The sequence below is a fragment of the Cohnella thailandensis genome (assembly GCF_014212135.1).
Lineage (GTDB): Bacteria > Bacillota > Bacilli > Paenibacillales > Paenibacillaceae > Cohnella > Cohnella thailandensis.
The window spans coordinates 61553-82858 of the sequence record NZ_JACJVQ010000001.1 but is presented as its reverse complement, the minus strand read 5'-3'; the positions used below and the strand labels follow the sequence as shown (position 1 = coordinate 82858).

Below are 21306 nucleotides of genomic sequence, written 5' to 3'. Positions count from 1 at the left end.
TTCACATGAATCTCTTAGGCCCGACCGTAAGTGTATATATGGTTACCTTTAACCATCTAAAGTACATTGAACAAGCTATTGAGAGTGTAGTCACGCAGAAAACGGACTTCCCATTCGAGCTCATAATCGCGGATGATTGTTCCACCGATCGAACTACGGAGATCATTGAAAGGTGGCATAAAAGTTATCCGCAAATTATTAAGCCCTTCTATCATACTATAAATTTAGGGGCTCAACGGAATTTCTCGAAAATCATAGAGCGCTGTCAAGGCATGTATACTGCCATACTAGACGGGGATGACTATTGGTGTTCGAAGGAGAAGCTTCAAAAACAAGTCGACTTTATGAAACAAAATCCGGAATTGTCGTCGTCTTATCACCGAACAAAGGTTTTTAACGAGGAGAGCAAGAGTTTTACTGCTGCTATGCCCCCATCTTCGAATACAGTTGAGCAAATAACCATCCATGACTTATTTAATGATTACTTTATACCTTCCTCCTCGGTCATGTTTAAAACAGGCTTGTTCCGCAAATTTCCGGAATGGTATTTTGAATTGCCTATTGGTGACAGACCTCTGCATATTCTTAATTCCCATCATGGTCCTATTGGTTTCTTAAATGAAGAAATGAGCGTTTATCGAATTCATTCGCAAGGAATTTGGTCTTTAAAGCATTATGATGAACTGGAATTACATTTGAATAAGAAGATCTTCATGCTACAACAATTTGATCATTATTTTGAAGGTGCATACCATGAAGATATCCATAATGCGATTTCTCGGTATCGAATACTACTTGCTATTGAAAAGATTAAAGTAAACAATGAACAAGCTGCCAAGGAAATCCTTGCCGATCTTATGCCTGAACGAGTACGTTATCGCAAAAATAACAAGAAGGTGGTTATATTCGGAACAGGTCAATTTGCTGTAAATTTCATTAAGTTATGCGGATTACTGGGTATTCAAGTAGCCTACTGCGTGGATAATGACACAAATCGCCAGGGGAATCATTTTCAGCAGCTACCGATATTAGCACCCTCTGCACTTCTATCCGAAGATAAAACCGAACTTAGCGTTTTTATCTGTAGTATGTACTATAAAGATATTTCTTCTCAGTTGGTGAAAATGGATTTTGTCGAAAATGTTCATTACTTCGATGGGTTGAACTCGGAAGCTATAATGAAGATTTTATGATTTAATATGAGAGATTTCGACCATACACACATTATCACAGAAATTGTAGGATTAATAGTTTAAATACAGTTGCCGATAACAAAGGAGATATGGCAATGAAGGGCATAATTCTCGCGGGGGGCAAAGGGACACGATTATTTCCCTTAACTAAGGTTATCACTAAGCAATTGCTTCCGGTGTATGATAAACCTATGATTTATTATCCACTATCAGTATTGATGCTAGCGGGAATTAAAGATATTTTAATTATCTCGACTCCGTATGATCAACACTTTTTTCAACAATTATTCGGTGATGGTAGCCCATTAGGATTAAATATTTCATATGCAGTTCAACCTTCTCCGGACGGCCTTGCCCAAGCTTTTCTAATAGGCCAACATTTTATCGGAAAAGATTCTGTTGCTCTTATCTTAGGCGATAACTTGTATTATGGAACGGGTTTTCCACAGTTATTACATCAAGTTAAGTCTCGAACAGAAGGGGCTACACTCTTCGGTTATCGAGTTAATGATCCTTCCAGATTCGGTGTAGTCGAGTTCGATAAAGATAGGAAAGTAATTAGTTTAGAAGAGAAGCCCCTGTATCCTAAGTCCGATTACGCTGTTACAGGGCTTTACTTTTATGACAACAATGTCATTGAGATCGCTAAATCCGTTCGTCCTTCAGTTAGAGGAGAGTATGAAATCCATGATGTGAATGTAGCTTATCTAAATCAGAATAAATTGTATCTTGAGTTGTTGGGCCGTGGATTCGCATGGATGGACATGGGCACTCATGACTCTTTAATACAAACGGCACACTTTATTGAAATGATGGAAAAAAGACAAGGGTTAAAAATTGCTTGCCTTGAAGAAATTGCTTACCGAATGAACTATATAGATGAGCAAACATTAATGAAACATTCCCGAGAATTGAATAACGATTATGGGAGATATTTGAAGGATATCATTCTTGCAAAAGATGAAAGGACTGCGAACAATGGCTAAAACGATAATGGTGACAGGTGCTGGTGGATATATTGGAAGTGTTCTTGTTCCAAAATTGTTAGACCTTGGTTATAAAGTGAAAGCAATTGATCGCTTTTTCTTTGGGGAAGAGAAGCTGCAATTGCACCCGAACCTAATGATTATTAAAGACGATACCCGTTGGTTAGATCCTAATCATTTTGCTGCTGTTGATGCAGTTATCGATTTAGTGGCAATTTCAAATGATCCAAGCGGTGAGCTCTTTCAAGAAGCGACTTATCAAGTAAATCACATTTCTAGAGTCAACTCTGCCATACAAGCCCAAAAATACGGGGTGGGGAGGTATATTCTTCCTTCCTCCTGCAGCATTTACGGATTTAGAGGTGCGGATGAAATCGTTGACGAGAGTTCGGAGACTAATCCTCTCACAACATACGCAAAGGCTAATGAAAAGGCAGAACAGGGAATCTTGCCCCTTGCCTCCGATGATTTTGTCGTAACAGTTATTCGACAAGCAACGGTCTATGGAGTTTCTCCAAGAATGAGGTTTGATCTCGCTATTAATGGCATGGTCTATGGAGCTTGGGATAAAGGAGTCATTCCACTAATGCGTGATGGAAACCAGTGGAGACCGATGGTTCACGTGCAAGATACAACTGATTTAATGTGTTTATTGATAGAAGCGGATTCTAATATAATTAATGGCGAAATTTTCAATGTCGGTTCCGATGAGAATAACTACAAATTAGGGGATTTAGCCGAAGAAATCGTACGAGCCATTCCTAAAGAAATAACGATTGAATGGTATGGCGATCCAGATCATCGATCCTATAGGGTTGGATTCGATAAAGTGGAGAGCGTACTTGGTTGGAAGGCGCAATGGACGGCAACTAGAGGGGCATTGGAGATATATGAAGCATTGGAGAGTGGGAGTATTCAACGTACACCCGAAACCATAACTCTAAATTGGTATACAGAATTAATGAAGTGGCATCAAATCATAAACCGATTGGATTATAAAGGGATTATTTTATAAAGTAATGCTTGTATAGGGTACTTCTAGCAGAAAGAGATCTACAGAAACTTAATATTATGTTTGGTTTAGGAGGGCAATTCGTGTTTAAACATATTCAATGGTTGGAGAAGGTTATAGAAGTCGCAAGTGGAAATCAAAATGTCGTTATATTCGGGTGTGGGTCCAGCGGCAGAAGAACATTGGCCTTTCTTGTAGAAAAGGAAGTAAACGTAGTCGCATTTAGTGATAACAATAGTGATAAATGGGGACAAGTAATAAATGACATCAAGGTTGTTCCACCACACGAGTTACAAACTAACTATAAAAATTCTTTGGTGATAATTAGTAGTCAGTGGAGTAAGGAAATCAATGAACAATTAAATAGTTTGGAAGTACGCAACAAGCTAATCTTTAGTTATGATGATTCGGTCGTGTCGAATTTAGAACCTATAGAACAGGTATATAACATGTTGTCAGACGACGATTCAAGATCTGCATTTGAAGGCGTAATGCTATATAGGCTGACTAGAAACCCCGATGATTTATTTGTAGCGCCTTATCAGCAATACTTCCATCCTCATGTTCAACCTGTAGAGCATGAAACAGTCATTGATGGAGGTGCGTTCATTGGAGATACAGTAAAGAAATTCATGGATAAGCAAAGTGGAAATTTAAGAATATACTCATTTGAACCTTGTAAGGATACCTTCGAAAAATTAACAAGCTTTATTAAGGAGAATCAACTTGGTCAAGTTGTTACTCCTATAGGTGAAGGACTTGCGGATAAAAGAAATTTTGCTTATTTAAATAAAAGAAATCCTAAAAATCCAGCAGGTTACAGGATTGTTAATAATAGTTCTGAGGTTACAGAGGATATCCGTATAAACTCTTTAGACAATATTGTCGATGAATTTCAGATCAAGAGAATAGATCTCATCAAATTAGACATTGAAGGAAGTGAACTTGTTGCGATTTTAGGGGCTGAGCAAACCATAAAGAAGCATGCACCCAAACTTCAAATATGTTTGTATCACAAGCCTAAAGATATCTTCGAGCTGCCATTGCTTATTGAAGAGATGTTTAAAGAACATCGTTATACATATTATTTCGGCCATCATCATAGAGGCCCCTGGGAAACCGTATTGTACGCGATCCCAGCTAAAAGGTAGTACTTTTCATCGCAGGGGTTATATTATGGGGAAGTTATTGTTAACGGCAATAGGCCGCAGAGTGCAATTAGCCAGACATTTTATAAGTTACGGGTGGGATTTAGAAGGTTCTGATTTGAGAGCTGATGAATGTGCAGCGCAAGGTCTTGTAAAAATGATTCATGAAGTTCCTCGCTATAATGAGGAAGGATACTACGATAGGTTGATGGAAATATGTCTTATGCGTGAAATAGGGTTTTTAGTTCCTTTATTTGAGCCAGAGTTGATTCAATTGTCGAAACTGAAGAAACGCTTTAACGATTCTGGGACATTAGTTTTTGTTTCAAATGAGGATTCACTGCGTATATGCCTAAATAAGTATAATTTAGCATGTTTTTTTAAAGAAAACGGAATACTAACTCCGGATACGTTGAATAATGAAAGGAATATTGACTCTTTATCTAAATGGGTTGTAAAACCGTGTACAGGTATGGGTGGGAAACAAGTCTTTATTGCTACTCATGAAGAAGTAGGGTTTTATTCGAATAAAGTAAGCAATCCGATTTTCCAAAGGTACATTGATGGTCAGGAATATAGCATCGATGTGTTTGTAGCTGAAGACGGCCAAGTTCTTTCTGTTGTTCCGAGATTGCGTCTAGAAGTAAGAGCTGGCGAAGTCAGTAAGTCTATAACCGTGATTGATGAGGAAGTAACTAGCCTAACGTTAGAGTTGCTCAGCAAACTTAAACTGTTTGGACCTGCTACGATTCAAGGCATTAAAGAAGAAGGTACGGGCAGATTCTATTTTATTGAGGTTAATCCGAGATTTGGTGGCGGAGTTCCGCTTACAATCGAAGCGGGAATTCCTTATGCGAAGTTCCTTAAGGCTGATTATCGACAAGAGCCTAATACTCTTTATCCGTACCGTGCAGGATTGAAGATGTTAAGATATGACGAGGCAATCTTTGTAGGATCATAGTTGAATATCAATGATACCAAATGAAGGTTGTTTACCCGAGGACGTGAGACCATTTACAATGAGCCGAGTGAAACATGAATACGTACGGTATTGGGAAAATGAAGGAACTCTTGTGATTGATTGTAAAACCTGTGGATTTATTCATGTGGATCCGATTCCAACAAGGTCAGACCTGAATAGTTATTATAGTAGTAAATATTATTCTGAAGTAAAACCATTTAAATACGAAGATGTTGACGAAGCTTTTGTAGTCCAAAAATTAGAAGAGGTATCGAGCAACGGCTCATACAAAGGGATCTTTCAAAGAGTAAATCGATTATTACCAGCCGAGAAGTCAACTCCGTTGAAAATGCTTGATATCGGATGCGGCAATGATCTTTTAAGTAAATATTACATCAATCACCATTGGAATACTAGCGTTATCGAACCTAATTCAGATGCAGCGGAATATCTTCGAAAGTTTGGAATTACTGTTCATCAACAATTCGCAGAAGAGTTAGGAAGTCTTAGATTGGATAACTTGTCATTCGTAAATATCCAATTTGTTCTTGAACATATTGCAGATCCTACTGAACTTCTAAGGCAAGTCTACGAGGCAATGGCTCCCGGAGGTGTACTTCGAATTTGCGTGCCTAATGATTTCAGTGTCGGACAATTAGCGTATCAAGAGTATTATGAAGAAAAGTTTCATTGGATCGTACGACCGGATCATATAAACTATTTCTCCTTTACAACCTTAAGTGGATTATTGAGAAAGTGCGGATTCGAAGAGAAATATCGTACCACCAATTTCCCTTTGGAGTTTTTTCTGCTTGGCGGTCATAACTATTATTCAAACGAAGTGGATAAGAAGATGGTAAATCCTTTCGTTCGGCAGTTTCAACATGCATTCATAAAGACAGGTCGTTGGGACAAACTTGCCAAATTGTATGAATCCCTTGCTGCAATTGAAATGGGAAGATCGATTTTTATGTTTGCAGTCAAAAGATAAAAGTGGGAGAGAAAACCATGTTTCAAGCCTTCCAAGTCTTCGGCCGATGGATCGGCCCTGGACAAAAACCCTTCGTCATAGCCGAAATGTCCGGCAACCACAACCAATCACTCGAACGCGCGCTTGCGATTGTTGATGCTGCTGCTGATGCGGGCGTGGATGCCCTTAAGCTTCAAACATATACCGCGGATACGATGACGCTCGATATCGACGAGGGCGACTTCTTTATCGATGACCCGTCCAATCTGTGGCAAGGGGCGTCACTTTATAAGCTTTATCAACTGGCTTATACGCCATGGGAATGGCACGAAGCAATATTCAACCGTTGCCGGGAGCGAGGGATTATCCCATTCAGTACTCCATTCGACGAAACGGCGATTGACTTCCTTGAGACATTGGATGCTCCAGCGTACAAGATCGCTTCGTTCGAGAACACGGATCTTCCTCTGATTCGCAAGGCGGCTAGTACCGGCAAGCCTTTAATTATCTCTACGGGGATGGCGACCATTGCCGAGTTGGACGAGACGGTGCGTGCAGCCAGAGATGCTGGCTGTGAGAATCTAGTGCTGCTCAAATGTACGAGCACATATCCAGCCTCGCCATTGAATTCAAATTTGCACACGATGCCGCATCTTAGCCAATTATTTAATTGTCAAGTCGGAATCTCGGATCATACGATGGGTATCGGAGTCAGCGTGGCCAGTGTGGCGCTTGGAGGAACGGTTATCGAAAAACACTTCACATTATCGAGAGCCGAAGGCGGTGTGGATTCTGCTTTCTCGATGGAGCCGCACGAGATGAAGGCCCTTGTGGAAGAGTCAGAGAGGGCTTGGCAGAGTCTTGGACAAATTCAGTATGGTCCTACTCTAGACGAGAAGCCTTCCATGAAGCATCGTCGTTCTCTATATGTTGTGAAGGATATGAAGGCGGGAGAGATGTTTAGCAGCGATAATGTTCGAGCTATCCGACCAGGTTCCGGCCTTGCGCCTAAATATTATGATTTGGTTTTGGGCCGAATTGCGCAACGGGATATTAAGATGGGGACGGCGTTGGATTGGGATTTAATATAAGTAAGATTAGGGAACTGTAGCTTCCGTTAATGGCGGAGGCTTTTTTGTTTTGGAAATTTCCCTTTTTAAGAGTGCTATAATAGTTTCAATTGTAGTTAGCCGATATAGGGAACATACGGTGAATTGACTTGGAGCTGAAAACTCATGAAAACCCTCATTATCATTCAAGCCCGAATGGGCTCATCCCGACTACCGGGCAAGGTCCTTATGCCGCTCGGGGATACAATGGTGCTCGATTACGTCGTCTCCCGCTGCAGACAAGTTAAGAATATACTAGACGTTATCGTGGCAACCTCGCATCTTGCCCAGGACGATCTGATCCAGCAATGGTGTGCCGAATATGGAGTAATGTGCTATCGAGGGCCGGAGGACGATGTCTTAACTCGTTATGTGGATACAGCCAAACCATATAATCCGGATTATGTCATGCGAGTGACAGGGGATTGTCCGTTCGTCGATTATGAATTGGGAGACTTGTTTGTGGAGGCGATGAGGCAGCAACCTTCAGACGCGATTGTATGGAACGGGGAGCTGCCGAGAGGCTTGGTTGTGGAACTCGTCTCTTACGAGGCCCTATTACGAATGGACAAACTAGGCCGAGAGCCCCGACACCGGGAGCATGTCACTTACTATGCGAAAGAGTACCCGGAGCAGTTCGTGACAACGCCAGTTGAAATTCCCTCAACGCTTCGGTATCCGGATTTGAGGATCACGCTGGACACGGAGGAGGATTATGCTCTCTGTCGTACAGTAGCCGATGCCTTTGATGGCAATAAGCTAGTTTCCTCTGCGGAGATCGTCGAATACTTGAACCGCAACCCCGAAGTTGCCGCGTTAAACTCTCATATCGAACAGAAGCCAGTCATTTAGCATAGCAACTTATATCGAAGGGGATGGAATAATATATGTCGACAGGCGAAACAGCTTTAATGCCCGATTATATGCGAGATTTCAAATGCATCGGTTCCGCTTGCGAGGATACTTGTTGTGCCGGGTGGAGAGTTAGTGTCGACAAAGACACTTTCGAGAAGTATAAAAGGGTCGATCATCCAGAATTAAGCAAAAAATTCGCAACCGAGCTGATCGAAACTCCTCTAGATCAGAGAAAACCGCATGATTATGCCCGCATGAATATCAATTCGACAACGGGCAACTGCGGATTTCTAGATGGCGGCTTATGTTCGATTCAAGCAGCCATTGGCGAAGACTACTTGTCGGGAACTTGCGCCACTTACCCGCGCGTAGTCAACATGGTAAATGGAGTTCAAGAAGTTTCTACCGAGCTCTCTTGTCCGGAAGCGGCCCGAGTCGTTCTGTTAAACCCGAAAGGCATCCAGTTCTCTTATGAGCCGAAGTTAACCTGGCGCAACGTGCAGATCAGTTCCAAGTTCGCTACTCAGAATACGAGCAATCCGTTGGCCAACTCTTTCTGGGAAATCAGGATTGCGGCCATCCGGCTTCTTCAGGACCGTCGTTTTAGCCTGGAGCACCGATTCATGAGATTGGCGGTTTTGGCGGACCAAGTCGAAGATTACTTGACCCAGAATAAGGCGTCGAACGCTGCCGGCTATATCGCTAATGTCATGGCCAGTCTGGAGCGGGGAAGCGAATTGGATCTGGAAGCCTCTTTCCCTGCGGATCCACAGTTTCAGTTAAAGCTCACTAACCGGATTCTGCTGAATATCCTCGAGAAGAAGCTGTGGCATAATCGTCGGTATGGTGATTGCCTTAATGATTACATCGCAGGCATGCAAGAAGTCAATGGCGCGGATATGGCTCAATTTACCGAGTACTTCGGTAAGGTAGAGAAGCAGTATTATCGGCCGTTTATCGAAGAGTATGAGTACTTGTTCGAAAATTATCTCGTGAATTATATTTATTCGACGGCTTTTCCGTTAACCAATAACCGAGGTTTCTTCGAGAATACGAGCTACCTTGGGATCATTTATTCGCTGCTTCGCACGCAGTTAATCGGAATGGCCGCCCATCATGGCGGAATCAACGCCGAACTGGCCGTGAAGCTGGTTCAATCCTTCACCAAGAATTTTGAACATATTCACGGCTTCCGTAAGATGGTTCTCGATATTTGCGAAGAGGAACAGGTAAATGCATTGGGGCCGCTGTCCCTCGTTGTTATGGTGCATTCCAAATGAGTAAAGCCTACTTCCGGATAGACGCTTCTACCGCAATCGGCACGGGGCACGTGATAAGATGCCTCACCTTGGCGGACAGCTTGCGTCGTTATAACATGGAGTCCATCTTCATCTGCAGGAGGCTTCCCGGACACCTTGGCGAATATATTCGAGATAAGGGTTATTCTGTCGAATGGATCGAGTCGAAAAATGGCGAATTTAGATCGGAAGTTGACGCTGCAGCCACGAAGACGATTTTGGCAAAATCAATTGAATCGCCCGACTGGCTTATAATCGACCATTATGGAATCGATAAAGAGTGGGAAGCAGCTGTAGGTCCTTACGCCAAGCACATGCTCGTTATCGACGATCTGGCCAACCGCCCTCATGACTGCGATATTCTCCTCGACCAGAACGCTTATGAGCAAATGGAAACACGCTATAATAAACTTGTTCCGCCACATTGCTTGCAGTTGCTCGGTCCCCGATTTTTGCTGCTTCGCCCTTCCTTCTACGAGGCGAGGAGGACGCTGAGAGCTCGTATCGGCATGTTGGAGAGAATGCTTGTCTTCTTTGGAGGCAGCGATCCGACTAATGAGACGGCGAAGGCCCTGCAAGCGCTAAAGCATTTGCCTAGCGACGACCTTTCTTTCCATACGGACGTGGTTATCGGTTCATCCAATCCCTTTCACCATGAGATCGCAGCGATGTGCGAACCTCTACCACATGTCACGCTGCATGTCCAGGCGGAGAACATGGCGGAACTGATCGCGAATGCGGATTTCGCGTTGGGGGCGGGAGGCGTCGGCATGTGGGAGCGCTGCTACCTAGGACTTCCATCGGCCGTAACGGTCGTTGCGGACAATCAAGCAGAGAGCGTTCGATATGCGGCTCGTATGGGTGCCATTGAATATCTGGGCGAGAGCGGCGATACCAATGAAGCAACCTATTCTGAAGCAATTAAGCGAGCCATGAAATCGCCTCAAGCACTATTGAAAATGACACGGAAGGCGTTCGAGTTAACCGCCAGCGATGCAGAGCGCACGGAGAGTCCCGTATTGGCGGCAATGTTAGCATTGGACAACAAATAAGCAAGGAGAGAACACCATGAACATCCTACTAACCGGAGGTGCCGGCTTTATCGGCCGCTGGGTGGCGAAGCAGCTGTTGAACGACGGTCATTCTGTCTGGATTTTGGACGACCTGTCCAATGGCCGAGAAGCGAACATCGAGGAGTTCGGCAGCCACCCGGGACTCCGAGCATTTATCCGAGGTTCGATCCTGGACGAATCTCTGCTAACCAACCTCTTCGCCGAGCACCGATTCGACATCTGCTACCACCTAGGTGCCTCGATCAACGTACAGGATTCCATCGACGATCCTCGAACGACTTTTAACAACGATACGGTCGGCACCTTCTACATCATGGAGCAATGCCGTAAGCACAACGTGAAGGTCGTGTTCATGAGCACCTGCATGGTGTACGATCGCTGCACGGAGGAGACGGGCATCGCGGAGCATCATCCGATCAAGCCGGCATCCCCTTACGCGGGCAGCAAGATTGCGGCGGAGAATATGGTTCTCTCCTATTATTATGCCTACGGCTTGCCGGCTGTCGTTATCCGGCCTTTCAATACATATGGACCCTATCAGAAGACGGGGGGCGAAGGCGGCGTTGTCGCCATTTTCCTCAAAAATAAAGTTGCAGGACTAGACATCAAAATCTACGGGGACGGCACCCAGACCCGAGACCTGCTTTATGTCGAAGACTGCGCGAACTTTGTCGTACAGGCGGGATATTCGAACGAGGTGAACGGCCACATCGTAAATGCCGGACTCGGTCGCGATATTTCGATCAACGAGCTGGCGGAGATGATCATGCAGGACCCGGCCCGGATCGCGCATGTCGAGCATATTCACCCTCAAAGCGAAATCGCGAAGCTTCTGTGCGACTCCTCTAAAGCAAAGAGGCTGCTCGGATGGACGCCGCAAGTGACGCTGGAGGAAGGCATCCGGCGCACCGAGGACTGGATTCGCACGACTAACTTGATTTGAGGTGCAGGGCATGACGACAACGAAGAGGGAAACGCTTCTCCCTTACGGCAAGCAGCTCATCGACGAAGATGATATTCAAGCGGTCGTAGATGTTCTTCGCGGGGACTTTATTACCCAAGGACCTGCCATCGAGCGATTCGAACGGAAAATAGCGGAATATGTCGGGGCGAAATACGCGGTAGCATTCTGTAACGGCACGGCTGCCCTGCATGGCGCTTGTCACGCAGCAGGTATCGGCCCTGGCGACGAGGTCATCACGACTCCGGTTACCTTTCTGGCGAGCAGCAACTGCGTGCTTTACCAGGGAGGGACTCCGGTATTCGCGGATATCGATCCGGTCACCTACAATTTGGATCCGATCAGCGCGGAGAAGGCGATTACTCCTCGTACCAAAGCGATCATCGCCGTCGACCTAACGGGACAACCGGCCGAGATGGATAGGCTATCCATGCTGACACATGACCGTGGTCTCATCCTGATCGAAGATGCGGCCCACTCTCTCGGAGCGTCATACGCAGGCAAGAAAGTCGGCACATGGGCGGATATGACGATGTTCAGCTTCCACCCCGTGAAGCACGTGACGACGGGCGAAGGCGGCGTCATCGTCACGGATAGCGAGGAATACCGCGATCGGCTGCTTACGTTCCGTTCTCATGGAACGACTAAGGATCCGAAGAGACTAACGCGCAACGACGGCCCATGGTATTACGAGATGCAAGAGCTTGGATACAACTACCGGATGACCGATCTGCAGGCGGCATTAGGCGCTTCCCAGATGGACAAGCTGGATCGCTTCGTCGAGCGGAGGCGGGAGATCGCTCGGATGTACGACGAGGCTTTCCGGAGCATTCCAGGCCTAATCGTCCCCAAGCAGCATCCGGCAGCCGAATCCAGCTGGCATCTGTACGTTCTTCGTTGGGATGAGACTATCTTCGCAGGCGGGCGCGACCGGGCTTTCGCGGAGCTTAGAGACCGGAACTTGGGAGTTCAAGTGCATTACATACCCATATATCGCCAACCCTATTACAGCGACAAAGGTTACTCGGCAGAAGCATTTCCTCATTCCGAGGAGTACTATCGTACCGCGTTATCCCTACCCCTTTTCCCGGCGATGTCGAATGATGATGTCGAATATGTGATCGCTTCCGTAAGGGAGACTGCAGACCTATTGGGGACATTCTACAATTAAAGAAATTAGATGTTACCGCTTACATTTACCCCATTGACACCAATAAATCCCTAATGGTATATTCGGGGTGTGGGCCAGGCCAAATCGCCTATGTCAATTGAAAATGAAGGGAATGTTCAGCACATGCAAGGTAAAGTTAAATGGTTCAATGCAGAGAAGGGTTATGGATTCATCGAGACAGAGCAAGGCGGCGACGTGTTCGTACACTTCTCCGCAATCCAAATGGACGGATACAAGTCCCTTGAAGAGGGCCAATCCGTCGAGTTTGACATTGTGCAAGGCGCAAGAGGCCCGCAAGCAGCAAACGTCGTTAAAGCGTAATCATTGGCGCGTCTGCGTCACCTTAGCATAAAGGGATAGAGAAAGAACCGGTTACCGTAACGATTTGCCGGCCACCCAGCCCCGGAGAGATCCGGGGTTTCTTGTTGCGTTCGAAGAGGGGACGATCCGCTCCCGCTACGTCTCTTACCACGAAACTATGAAACCGCTTACTATTAGTTTTACACTTTCCGAGCCAAGTTTTCAAATAATTCAAAATTATTATCGGAATGTAATGATTCGGCCCCTCCTGATGTGGTATGATGAAGGCACGCAAAGGAGGAATGCCTATGAAATACAACATTCGTGGTCAGCGCATGGAAGTCACTCTCGCTCTTCGGGAATACGTCGAGAAGAAGCTGAGCCGGTTGGAACGGTATTTGGAAGCACCTCCCTTATCCGACGCGCAGGTAACGCTAAGCGCCACCAAGGGCTTGCATGCCGTCGAGGTCACGATTCCTTTGACAAGCGTTCTGCTTAGGGCCGAAGTGAAGAGCGAGGACATGTATGCCTCGATCGATCTGGTGACCGACAAGCTGGAACGGCAGATTCGCAAGCACAAGACGAAGGTCAACCGCAAGTTTCGCCAAGACGGATCGTCCAGAGCTCTGTTCAAGGAGGAATATGGAACCGGTTCAAGGGGCGCGGCGGCGCTCGCGACATTCGAAGAGGAAGACGAGTACGAACTGGTCCGCACGAAGCGGTTTAACCTGAAGCCCATGGACGTCGAGGAAGCGATCCTCCAGATGAACATGGTTGGACATAACTTCTATGTGTTCGCGAATTCCGACACCAGAGAGGTGAACGTGGTTTACCGCAGAAGCGACGGAAGATACGGACTGATCGAGTCCGCTGAATAAATAGAACGTTCAACAGGCCTGTGACCCGCCGGCTCCGATGGAGCCGCGAGGACGCAGGCTTTCCTATTTCCCAAGACGCGCACTCCTCGGATTGCCTATATTCGGCATCCGGCCTCCCTTCCTTGCCCGCCCCCTATATAACTGTTAAAATAAGTAGATACGGCTTTACCCGCACAGAGGGAAGGGGTAGACTATGCTCGGAATAGTGAAAAAAATGTTTGGAGATCCCAACGAACGTGAAGTCAAGCGGCTCATGAAGACCGTCGAACAGATCAATGGATTGGAATCTTCTTTTACGGGATTAAGCGATGAGCAGCTTCGCGCCAAGACGGACGAATTCAGAGGCCGTTTGGCTAAGGGCGAGGAGCTCGACGACCTGCTGCCGGAGGCGTTCGCGGTCGTTCGCGAGGCTTCCAAGCGCGTGCTCAAGATGCGTCATTTCGACGTGCAGTTGCTGGGCGGCATGGTACTTCATTCCGGCAAGATCGCCGAGATGAAGACAGGCGAAGGGAAGACGCTCGTCGGCACGCTCCCGGTATATTTGAACGCACTTGCAGGCAAAGGCGTGCACGTCGTCACCGTCAACGATTATTTGGCGCAGCGCGACAGCCAGCTGATGGGGCAATTGTACGAGTTCCTGGGCATGACCGTCGGCTGCAACCTTCACGGCCTCAGCCATGAAGAGAAGCAGGCTGCTTATGCTTGCGATATTACCTATGGCACGAACAACGAATACGGCTTCGACTACCTGCGCGACAACATGGTGCTCTATAAGGAGCAGATGGTGCAGCGTCCTCTTCAATTCGCGATCATCGACGAAGTGGATTCCATCCTCATCGACGAAGCGCGGACGCCTCTTATTATCTCCGGACAGGCTCAGAAGTCCACGCAGCTGTACTATGCGGCGGACCGCTTCGTGGCGCGTCTGGAGGAGACGGAAGACTTCACGATCGACGTGAAAATGCGCAGCATCTCGCTGACGGACCAAGGGGTCAGCAAGGCGGAGAGCGCGTTTAATATCGATAACCTGTTCGGCCATGAGAACGTGACGCTGAACCACCATATCAGCCAAGCGCTGCGTGCTCGCTTTATTATGAAGCGGGACGTCGACTACGTCGTTCAAGAAGACGAAGTCGTCATCGTCGACGAGTTCACGGGCCGTCTGATGGCCGGCCGCCGCTATAGCGACGGGCTGCATCAAGCGATCGAAGCGAAGGAAGGGCTCCAGGTTCAGAACGAGAGCATGACCTTGGCAACGATCACGTTCCAGAACTACTTCCGGATGTACCGCAAGCTGGCCGGCATGACCGGTACGGCGAAGACGGAGGAAGAAGAGTTCAAGCGGATTTACGGCCTCGAGGTCGTGCAGGTGCCGACGAACCGCCCGAACATTCGGACGGACTCCCCGGACGTCGTCTACAAGTCGGAGAACGGCAAGTTCAAGGCGGTCGTCGACGAGATCGTCGAGCGCCACAAGACCGGCCAGCCGGTTCTCGTCGGCACGGTGTCCATCGAGAATTCGGAGCGCGTCTCGGAGATGCTGAAGAAGAAAGGTATCAAGCACCAGGTGCTGAACGCCAAGTATCACGCCGAGGAAGCCGCCATTATCTCGAGCGCGGGACAGCACGGAACCGTGACGATCGCCACCAACATGGCGGGCCGCGGTACGGACATTATTCTCGGCGAGGGCGTGGCGGAGCTCGGAGGCCTGCACATCATCGGCACCGAGCGCCATGAGAGCCGCCGGATCGACAACCAGCTGCGCGGACGCGCGGGCCGTCAAGGCGACCCGGGCTCGTCCCAGTTCTATCTGTCGATGGAAGACGAATTGATGCGCCGGTTCGGCGCCGACAATATTATGGGCATGATGGAGCGCCTCGGCTTCGACGAGAGCTCCCCGATCGAGAGCAAGCTGATCACCCGCGCGATCGAGTCCGCCCAGAAGCGGGTAGAAGGCAGCAACTTCGATGCCCGCCGCGTCGTCCTGCAGTACGACGACGTCATCAATCTGCAGCGGGAGAAGATCTACGGGGATCGCCGCCAAATTCTCCATTCGGAGAATATCCGCGAGATCGTGACCGGCATGATCCGCTCCGTCGTGGAACGCACGGTAGAGAACCACTGCCCGGGCGAAGAGGTTCCGGAGGATTGGGATCTCGAAGGATTGATCGCCTACGCTCATAAGAACTTCCTGCCTGACGATAGCATCACGAAGGATGACATCTGGGGCAAGGAGAAGGATGAGCTCGTCGAGTGGCTCTTCGATCGCGTCAACAAGTACTACGACGAGAGAGAAGCGAACATCGGCACCGAGACGATGCGCGAATTCGAGAAGGTCGTCGTGCTTCGCGCCGTCGACAGCAAGTGGATGGACCACATCGACGCGATGGATCACCTGCGCCAAGGCATCCACCTTCGCGCGTACGGCGGCAACGATCCGCTGCGCGAGTACCAATTCGAAGGCCACAACATGTTCCTCTCCATGATCGAGCGGATCGAAGAAGAGATCACGCTGTACATCATGAAGGCGCAAGTCGAGAGCAACGTGAAGCGCGAAGCGGTGGCGGAAGGCCAAGCCGTCGACACGAAGGCGGAAGCAGGTCCGAAGCGCCCGGCCAAGAAGGTCGAGAATATCGGCCGGAACGACCCTTGCCCTTGCGGCAGCGGCAAGAAATACAAATTGTGTCACGGACGCATAAGCTAGAGGGAAGGTTGGAAACGGCGCTTCGCTGCTCGGATCGCAGCGGCGTAGGCGCCGTTTCGCCGCGTCCGTCCCCCAAAATAACCTCAAGAGGTGGTTCAACATGGCAATCGCCGATACTTCGGTAAAGCAAGATCTTCGCGAGACCGCGAAGCGACTCCAGCAACTTAGGGGGTCTCTTTGACTTAGATCTCAAGCTGGAGATGATCGCGAACTTCGAAGTGAAGATGTCCGCGCCCGACTTCTGGGACGATAACGAGAAGGCGCAAGGCGTCATCTCCGAGATGAACGCGGTCAAGGGAGTCGTCGAACAATTCGGCGCCCTGAACAGTGAGCTCGAGGATCTCGAAGCGATGCAGGAGATCTTGGAAGAGGAGACCGACGAGGAGCTGGAAGCGGATTGGGCGTCGAACGTGAAGGCCCTGACGGGCAAAGTCGACGCGTTCGAGCTTCAACTGCTCCTTAACCAGCCTTACGATAAGTCTCACGCGATTCTGGAGCTTCATCCGGGAGCCGGCGGCACCGAGTCGCAGGACTGGGCGTCCATGCTGTACCGCATGTACACCCGCTGGGCGGAGAAGCGCGGCTTCAAGGTCGAGTTGCTCGACTATCTGCCGGGCGACGAAGCCGGAATCAAGAGCGTCACGATCATGATTCGTGGATATAACGCGTACGGCTATCTGAAGGCGGAGAAGGGCGTTCATCGCCTCGTTCGGATCTCCCCGTTCGATGCTTCCGGACGCCGTCATACGTCCTTCGTCTCCTGCGACGTCGTGCCGGAGATTCCGGACGACGTTCAGATCGAGATCCGCATGGAGGATGTACGGGTCGACACCTACCGGGCCAGCGGCGCGGGCGGTCAGCACATCAACAAGACGGATTCCGCGATCCGGATGACGCATATCCCGACGGGAATAGTCGTAGCCTGCCAGACGCAGCGTTCGCAGATCCAGAACCGCGAGCAAGCGTTGAAGATGCTTCAGTCCAAGCTCTATGAGCTGAAGATTCAGGAGCAGCAACAGGAGCTGGCGGCCATCCGCGGCGAGCAGAAGGATATCGCCTGGGGCAGCCAGATCCGCTCTTACGTGTTCCATCCGTACAGCATGGTGAAGGATCACCGCACGGGCGTCGAGACGGGCAACGTGCAGGCGGTCATGGACGGAGACCTCGATCCGTTTATCGACGGCTACCTGCGCAGCCAGATCCAGCAGCCGGAAGCGAGCGAATAAATAACTTTTGCAAAACAAAGAAGGCCTCTCCGTACGGGAGACGCCTTCTTTTTGCATTCTCTTACGATCCCGCATCAATCAAGCCGTCTGAGCCGACGGCCGGACGACGAGCTCGTTCAAATTAGTCCTTCGCGTCATCCTTCTCTTCCCGGTATAACACCATGCCCGCATGGTACAGGACTCCATCCCTAAAATCGCCGTCCGCCGTAAACCCGGTGTCGTCCACGTATTCGATGTGATCGCCTTCGATGGCATAACGGCCTTGATAGGCGCTTTTGCGATTGCCTCTGGCTTCGTCGTATCGCCCGCCGGGCAGCAGCTCGTGCCGAATATAACCGTCTTTCGTCACCCACATGCCGACATAAGAGGAGGGTGCTGCATGATTTTCTTTCATATTGATCTCTCCTTTCTATGTTTCTCATTATGCGGTCTCCTCGAAATGGGGCGGTAGCCGGAAGCTGCAGCATTCTTGCCTAATCCTCCAAAACATCCTAAAGTAAAAGCATCTGCGAAAAGGACGGCGATCGAAGCGATGGAACCATCCTCGAAATCGAAGGATTCGCTCAGCCTATCCGCATCGAAGAGCTTGCCGAAGAAGCTCGCATGAGCTCCTCGTCTTTGTATACCTACTTTAAAGAAGTGACGGCGATGAGCCCGATCCAATATCAGAAGAGGCTGAGGCTGCAGGAAGCGCGGCGCCTTCTCCTGGCGGGAGCTTCCGAAGCGGCCGCTGTCGCTTTCCAGGTCGGCTACGAGAGTCCGTCCCATTTCAGCCGAGAATATTCGCGCCTATTCGGTAAACCGCCGATTCGGGATATCCGCGGATGGCGAGAAGCGCTGCGGGAAGTAGAGTCGGCCGAATAGGTCCGCATAACGTCACGGTTCATCCACATTTAAAGACTCCAAAAACCATTGTATAATTACACTTCCGGTTGTATAATAATACAGAATTATCGTTCGGAACCAAAACGTTCGGCATTGTGCGGGAATCGGCGAATGAACTTCCCTTCCCAGTCGGAATTCGTTACAATGAGAAAGGTTTGTCTATAGAAGGAAATTGTGGCATCCTGCGGATCGTGCTCGGCGGATTAGCCGTTTTTTAAATATCGGAACCTCTTAACTGGCTTAAAATGGGAGAGATAGCATATGACACACGGAACTCAAGTACGCGCGGCGATCGTCGGCTCCACCGGGTATGGCGGCGTGGAGCTTATTCGCCTTTTGGCCGCTCATCCGTACGTGACGGTCACCTCGGTCGTCTCCTCGTCCAACGCGGGGACTCTTTATTCGGAAGGTTTTCCTCACTTGTACGAGATCGTCACGGACACGCTGGACGAAGTCGATCCGCAGCTGCTGAAGAGTAAAGCGGACGTCGTATTCCTCGCGACCCCTCATGGCGTGAGCACGAAGCTGGTGCCGTCTATGCTGGAAGCGGGCCTGAAGGTGATCGACCTATCCGGAGACTTCCGGCTCAAGGAAGCCGACGTTTACTCGCAGTGGTATAAGAAGGACGCGCCGGAGCAGGGCTACCTGGACCGCGCCGTGTTCGGCATGAGCGAGCTGTTCGCGGACGAAGTGAAGGGCGCCGACTTCGTCTCCAACCCGGGCTGCTTCCCGACGGCGACGACGCTGGGCCTGTACCCTGCCGTTAAGGCGGGCTGGATCGATCCGGACACGATCATTATCGACTCCAAGACGGGCGTATCCGGCGGCGGACGCGGCCTCAGCATGGCGAACCACTACTCCGAAGTGAACGAGAACTTCAAGGCGTACAAGGTGGGCGTCCATCAGCATACGCCGGAGATCGAGATGGTTCTGTCGCGCGCGGCCGGAAGGCCGGTCACGACGACCTTCACGACCCATCTGGTTCCGATGACTCGCGGGATTATGAGCACGATGTATGCGACACTGACGGATAAAAGCCGTACGAGCGCCGACTTTAACGAGCTGTACCGGCAGTTTTACGAAGGCCGCCGCTTCGTGCGCGTGCGCCCGACGGGGACGTATCCGGCGACGAAGGAAGTGTATGGCTCGAACTACTGCGACATCGGCATGAACGTGGATGCGAGAACGGGGAGAATCACGATCATCTCCGTCATCGACAACCTCGTGAAGGGCGCGGCCGGCCAAGCGATCCAGAACCTGAACCTGATGATGGGCTGGGACGAGACGCTGGGCCTGCTGTTTACGCCGGTTTATCCATAATAGACCCATAACGGAGGAACGAGAGTGACCATGGGGAAGACATACGCTATCATCGAGGGCGGCATCACGACGCCTAAGGGCTTCAAGGCGGGCGGACTGCATTGCGGCCTGAAAAAAACGGACAGACACGATCTGGGAGTCATTGTTTGCGAAGTCCCCGCCGCGGCGGCGGCCGTATATACGACGAATTTGTTCCAGGCGGCACCGCTTCAGGTGACGCGGGAGAGCCTGGCGGAGGAAGGCAAGCTGCGCGCGATGCTGGTCAACAGCGGCAACGCCAACGCCTGCACGGGCAAGCAAGGCGAAGACGACGCCCGGACGATGCGATCCGAGATGGCCGAAGCTCTCGGCATTCCGAAGCACCAAGTCGCGGTGGCGTCCACGGGCGTTATCGGCGAATTGTTGAAAATGGATCGGGTGTCCTCCGGCATCGCGAAGCTCCCGGAGAAGCTTCAGGCGAACGAGCAAGGGTCGGACGATTTCTGCCAAGCAATCCTGACGACCGACCTCGTGAAGAAGACCTCCTGCGTCCGCGTAACCGTAGACGGGCAGGAAGTGACGATCGCCGGCGCGGCCAAAGGCTCGGGCATGATTCATCCGAACATGGCGACGATGCTCGGCTTCGTAACGACGGATGCTTCGATATCTTCTGAACTTCTGCAAGAGCTGCTTCGCGAAGCGACCAACGTGACGTTCAACATGATCACCGTTGACGGGGACACGAGCACGAACGACATGCTCGTGGCGATGGCCAGCGGCCTGGCCGGCAACAAGGAGCTGACCCGCGAGCATCCGGATTTCGCGGCGTTCGCGGACGGCCTCCGCTACGTGTGCGAGGTTCTGGCGAAGGCGATCGCCCGCGACGGCGAAGGCGCGACCAAGCTGATCGAGACGACGGTAACCGGCGCGCGGTCCGACGAGGACGCGCAAGCGATCGCTAAGACGATCATCGGGTCCAGCCTCGTGAAGTCCGCCGCTTTCGGCGCCGACGCGAACTGGGGCCGGATCATCGCGGCGGTCGGCCGCGCGGGGCGTCCGGTCGACGTGAACGCGGTCGATATCCGGCTCGGCGATATCTCCGTGCTGGAGCAGTCGAGGCCGGTGGCGTTCGACGAGGATGAGGCGCTCGCTTACCTTAAAGGCGATACGGTTGCCATTCGCGTCGACCTGAACTACGGAAGCGGGCAAGCGGTCGCTTGGGGCTGCGATCTGACGTACGACTACGTCCGGATCAACGCCGCTTACCGGACGTAAGG

General features: G+C 50.0%; 19 protein-coding genes and 1 pseudogene. 19 read left to right on the top strand and 1 reads right to left on the bottom strand.

From position 1 onward, the window contains the following. Positions 1-5: 5 nt before the first annotated feature. The 16 genes from H7B67_RS00345 (at position 6) to prfB (ending at position 17845) form a co-directional block, all read left to right on the top strand. The gene (locus H7B67_RS00345; RefSeq protein WP_185117814.1) at positions 6-1193 is read left to right on the top strand and encodes a glycosyltransferase; all 1188 of its coding nucleotides are present in this window, start codon (positions 6-8) and stop codon (positions 1191-1193) included. A gap of 95 nt (positions 1194-1288) precedes the next feature. Further along, a complete protein-coding gene (rfbA, locus tag H7B67_RS00340; protein ID WP_185117813.1) occupies positions 1289-2179 on the top strand; it encodes a glucose-1-phosphate thymidylyltransferase RfbA in 891 nt (296 codons plus the stop codon). Then, entirely contained in the window at positions 2172-3194 is a 1023-nt protein-coding gene (locus tag H7B67_RS00335) for an NAD-dependent epimerase/dehydratase family protein (protein WP_185117812.1), read from the top strand. The genes rfbA and H7B67_RS00335 overlap by 8 nt, the downstream gene beginning before the upstream one ends. Before the next feature lie 80 nt (positions 3195-3274). Then, positions 3275-4342: an FkbM family methyltransferase gene (locus H7B67_RS31210; protein WP_185117811.1), complete on the top strand. Its 1068-nt coding sequence runs from the start codon at positions 3275-3277 to the stop codon at positions 4340-4342. Positions 4343-4367: 25 nt separating this feature from the next. After that, positions 4368-5300 carry an ATP-grasp domain-containing protein gene (locus H7B67_RS00325; protein WP_185117810.1) on the top strand — a complete coding sequence of 311 codons (933 nt, stop codon included), beginning with the start codon at positions 4368-4370 and terminating at the stop codon, positions 5298-5300. Positions 5301-5358: 58 nt separating this feature from the next. Beyond that, a complete protein-coding gene (locus H7B67_RS00320; RefSeq protein WP_185117809.1) occupies positions 5359-6291 on the top strand; it encodes a class I SAM-dependent methyltransferase in 933 nt (310 codons plus the stop codon). 17 nt (positions 6292-6308) lie between these two features. Beyond that, positions 6309-7361, top strand: a complete 1053-nt coding sequence (gene pseI / locus H7B67_RS00315; protein ID WP_185117808.1) for a pseudaminic acid synthase — start codon at positions 6309-6311, stop codon at positions 7359-7361. Positions 7362-7505: 144 nt separating this feature from the next. Continuing rightward, positions 7506-8231, top strand: coding sequence for a cytidylyltransferase domain-containing protein (locus H7B67_RS00310; protein WP_185117807.1), 726 nt, complete (start codon positions 7506-7508; stop codon positions 8229-8231). A gap of 35 nt (positions 8232-8266) precedes the next feature. After that, entirely contained in the window at positions 8267-9514 is a 1248-nt protein-coding gene (gene fliB, locus H7B67_RS00305; RefSeq protein ID WP_185117806.1) for a flagellin lysine-N-methylase, read from the top strand. Beyond that, positions 9511-10584, top strand: a complete 1074-nt coding sequence (pseG, locus tag H7B67_RS00300; RefSeq protein WP_185117805.1) for a UDP-2,4-diacetamido-2,4,6-trideoxy-beta-L-altropyranose hydrolase — start codon at positions 9511-9513, stop codon at positions 10582-10584. The genes fliB and pseG overlap by 4 nt, the downstream gene beginning before the upstream one ends. 16 nt (positions 10585-10600) lie before the next feature. Next, the gene (locus tag H7B67_RS00295) at positions 10601-11548 is read left to right on the top strand and encodes a dTDP-glucose 4,6-dehydratase (RefSeq protein ID WP_185117804.1); all 948 of its coding nucleotides are present in this window, start codon (positions 10601-10603) and stop codon (positions 11546-11548) included. A 10-nt stretch (positions 11549-11558) separates the two neighbouring features. After that, complete coding sequence (gene pseC, locus H7B67_RS00290; protein ID WP_185117803.1) at positions 11559-12737, top strand: UDP-4-amino-4,6-dideoxy-N-acetyl-beta-L-altrosamine transaminase; 1179 nt, start codon at positions 11559-11561, stop codon at positions 12735-12737. Between the two features lie 123 nt (positions 12738-12860). Then, positions 12861-13058, top strand: coding sequence for a cold shock domain-containing protein (locus H7B67_RS00285; protein ID WP_185117802.1), 198 nt, complete (start codon positions 12861-12863; stop codon positions 13056-13058). A 287-nt stretch (positions 13059-13345) separates the two neighbouring features. Next, complete coding sequence (gene hpf / locus H7B67_RS00280) at positions 13346-13915, top strand: ribosome hibernation-promoting factor, HPF/YfiA family (RefSeq protein WP_185117801.1); 570 nt, start codon at positions 13346-13348, stop codon at positions 13913-13915. Between the two features lie 193 nt (positions 13916-14108). Next, entirely contained in the window at positions 14109-16619 is a 2511-nt protein-coding gene (gene secA / locus H7B67_RS00275; RefSeq protein WP_185117800.1) for a preprotein translocase subunit SecA, read from the top strand. Positions 16620-16719: 100 nt separating this feature from the next. Continuing rightward, positions 16720-17845, top strand: a protein-coding gene (gene prfB, locus H7B67_RS00270) for a peptide chain release factor 2 (protein WP_221468627.1) whose coding sequence is annotated in 2 segments (ribosomal slippage) — positions 16720-16797 and positions 16799-17845 — 1125 coding nt in all. Because the reading frame shifts where the segments join, the coding sequence is not laid out codon by codon here. 121 nt (positions 17846-17966) lie between these two features. Here the strand turns inward: prfB and H7B67_RS00265 are convergent. Then, entirely contained in the window at positions 17967-18239 is a 273-nt protein-coding gene (locus tag H7B67_RS00265; RefSeq protein WP_185117799.1) for an Atu4866 domain-containing protein, read from the bottom strand. A 164-nt stretch (positions 18240-18403) separates the two neighbouring features. Between H7B67_RS00265 and H7B67_RS00260 the strand changes: the two are divergent. The 3 genes and pseudogenes from H7B67_RS00260 to argJ all read left to right on the top strand — a co-directional run. Beyond that, positions 18404-18709 (top strand): annotated as a pseudogene (locus tag H7B67_RS00260) (helix-turn-helix transcriptional regulator); the annotation flags it as partial. A 282-nt stretch (positions 18710-18991) separates the two neighbouring features. Further along, entirely contained in the window at positions 18992-20050 is a 1059-nt protein-coding gene (argC, locus tag H7B67_RS00255) for an N-acetyl-gamma-glutamyl-phosphate reductase (RefSeq protein ID WP_185117797.1), read from the top strand. Positions 20051-20080: 30 nt separating this feature from the next. Next, on the top strand, positions 20081-21304 hold the full coding sequence (argJ, locus tag H7B67_RS00250) for a bifunctional ornithine acetyltransferase/N-acetylglutamate synthase (protein ID WP_185117842.1): 1224 nt from the start codon (positions 20081-20083) through the stop codon (positions 21302-21304). Positions 21305-21306: the final 2 nt, after the last annotated feature.

Bases quoted from the DNA above. Each gene is read 5' to 3' on its own strand.
- H7B67_RS00295 (WP_185117804.1), top strand. From the start codon at position 10,601: ATGAACATCCTACTAACCGGAGGTGCCGGCTTTATCGGCCGCTGGGTG.
- H7B67_RS00335 (WP_185117812.1), top strand. From the start codon at position 2,172: ATGGCTAAAACGATAATGGTGACAGGTGCTGGTGGATATATTGGAAGT.
- pseI (WP_185117808.1), top strand. From the start codon at position 6,309: ATGTTTCAAGCCTTCCAAGTCTTCGGCCGATGGATCGGCCCTGGACAA.
- H7B67_RS00265 (WP_185117799.1), bottom strand. From the start codon at position 18,239: ATGAAAGAAAATCATGCAGCACCCTCCTCTTATGTCGGCATGTGGGTG.
- H7B67_RS00285 (WP_185117802.1), top strand. From the start codon at position 12,861: ATGCAAGGTAAAGTTAAATGGTTCAATGCAGAGAAGGGTTATGGATTC.
- hpf (WP_185117801.1), top strand. From the start codon at position 13,346: ATGAAATACAACATTCGTGGTCAGCGCATGGAAGTCACTCTCGCTCTT.
- argC (WP_185117797.1), top strand. From the start codon at position 18,992: ATGACACACGGAACTCAAGTACGCGCGGCGATCGTCGGCTCCACCGGG.
- pseC (WP_185117803.1), top strand. From the start codon at position 11,559: ATGACGACAACGAAGAGGGAAACGCTTCTCCCTTACGGCAAGCAGCTC.
- rfbA (WP_185117813.1), top strand. From the start codon at position 1,289: ATGAAGGGCATAATTCTCGCGGGGGGCAAAGGGACACGATTATTTCCC.
- H7B67_RS00345 (WP_185117814.1), top strand. From the start codon at position 6: ATGAATCTCTTAGGCCCGACCGTAAGTGTATATATGGTTACCTTTAAC.
- secA (WP_185117800.1), top strand. From the start codon at position 14,109: ATGCTCGGAATAGTGAAAAAAATGTTTGGAGATCCCAACGAACGTGAA.
- argJ (WP_185117842.1), top strand. From the start codon at position 20,081: ATGGGGAAGACATACGCTATCATCGAGGGCGGCATCACGACGCCTAAG.
- H7B67_RS00320 (WP_185117809.1), top strand. From the start codon at position 5,359: ATGAGCCGAGTGAAACATGAATACGTACGGTATTGGGAAAATGAAGGA.
- pseG (WP_185117805.1), top strand. From the start codon at position 9,511: ATGAGTAAAGCCTACTTCCGGATAGACGCTTCTACCGCAATCGGCACG.
- fliB (WP_185117806.1), top strand. From the start codon at position 8,267: ATGTCGACAGGCGAAACAGCTTTAATGCCCGATTATATGCGAGATTTC.
- H7B67_RS00310 (WP_185117807.1), top strand. From the start codon at position 7,506: ATGAAAACCCTCATTATCATTCAAGCCCGAATGGGCTCATCCCGACTA.
- H7B67_RS00325 (WP_185117810.1), top strand. From the start codon at position 4,368: ATGGGGAAGTTATTGTTAACGGCAATAGGCCGCAGAGTGCAATTAGCC.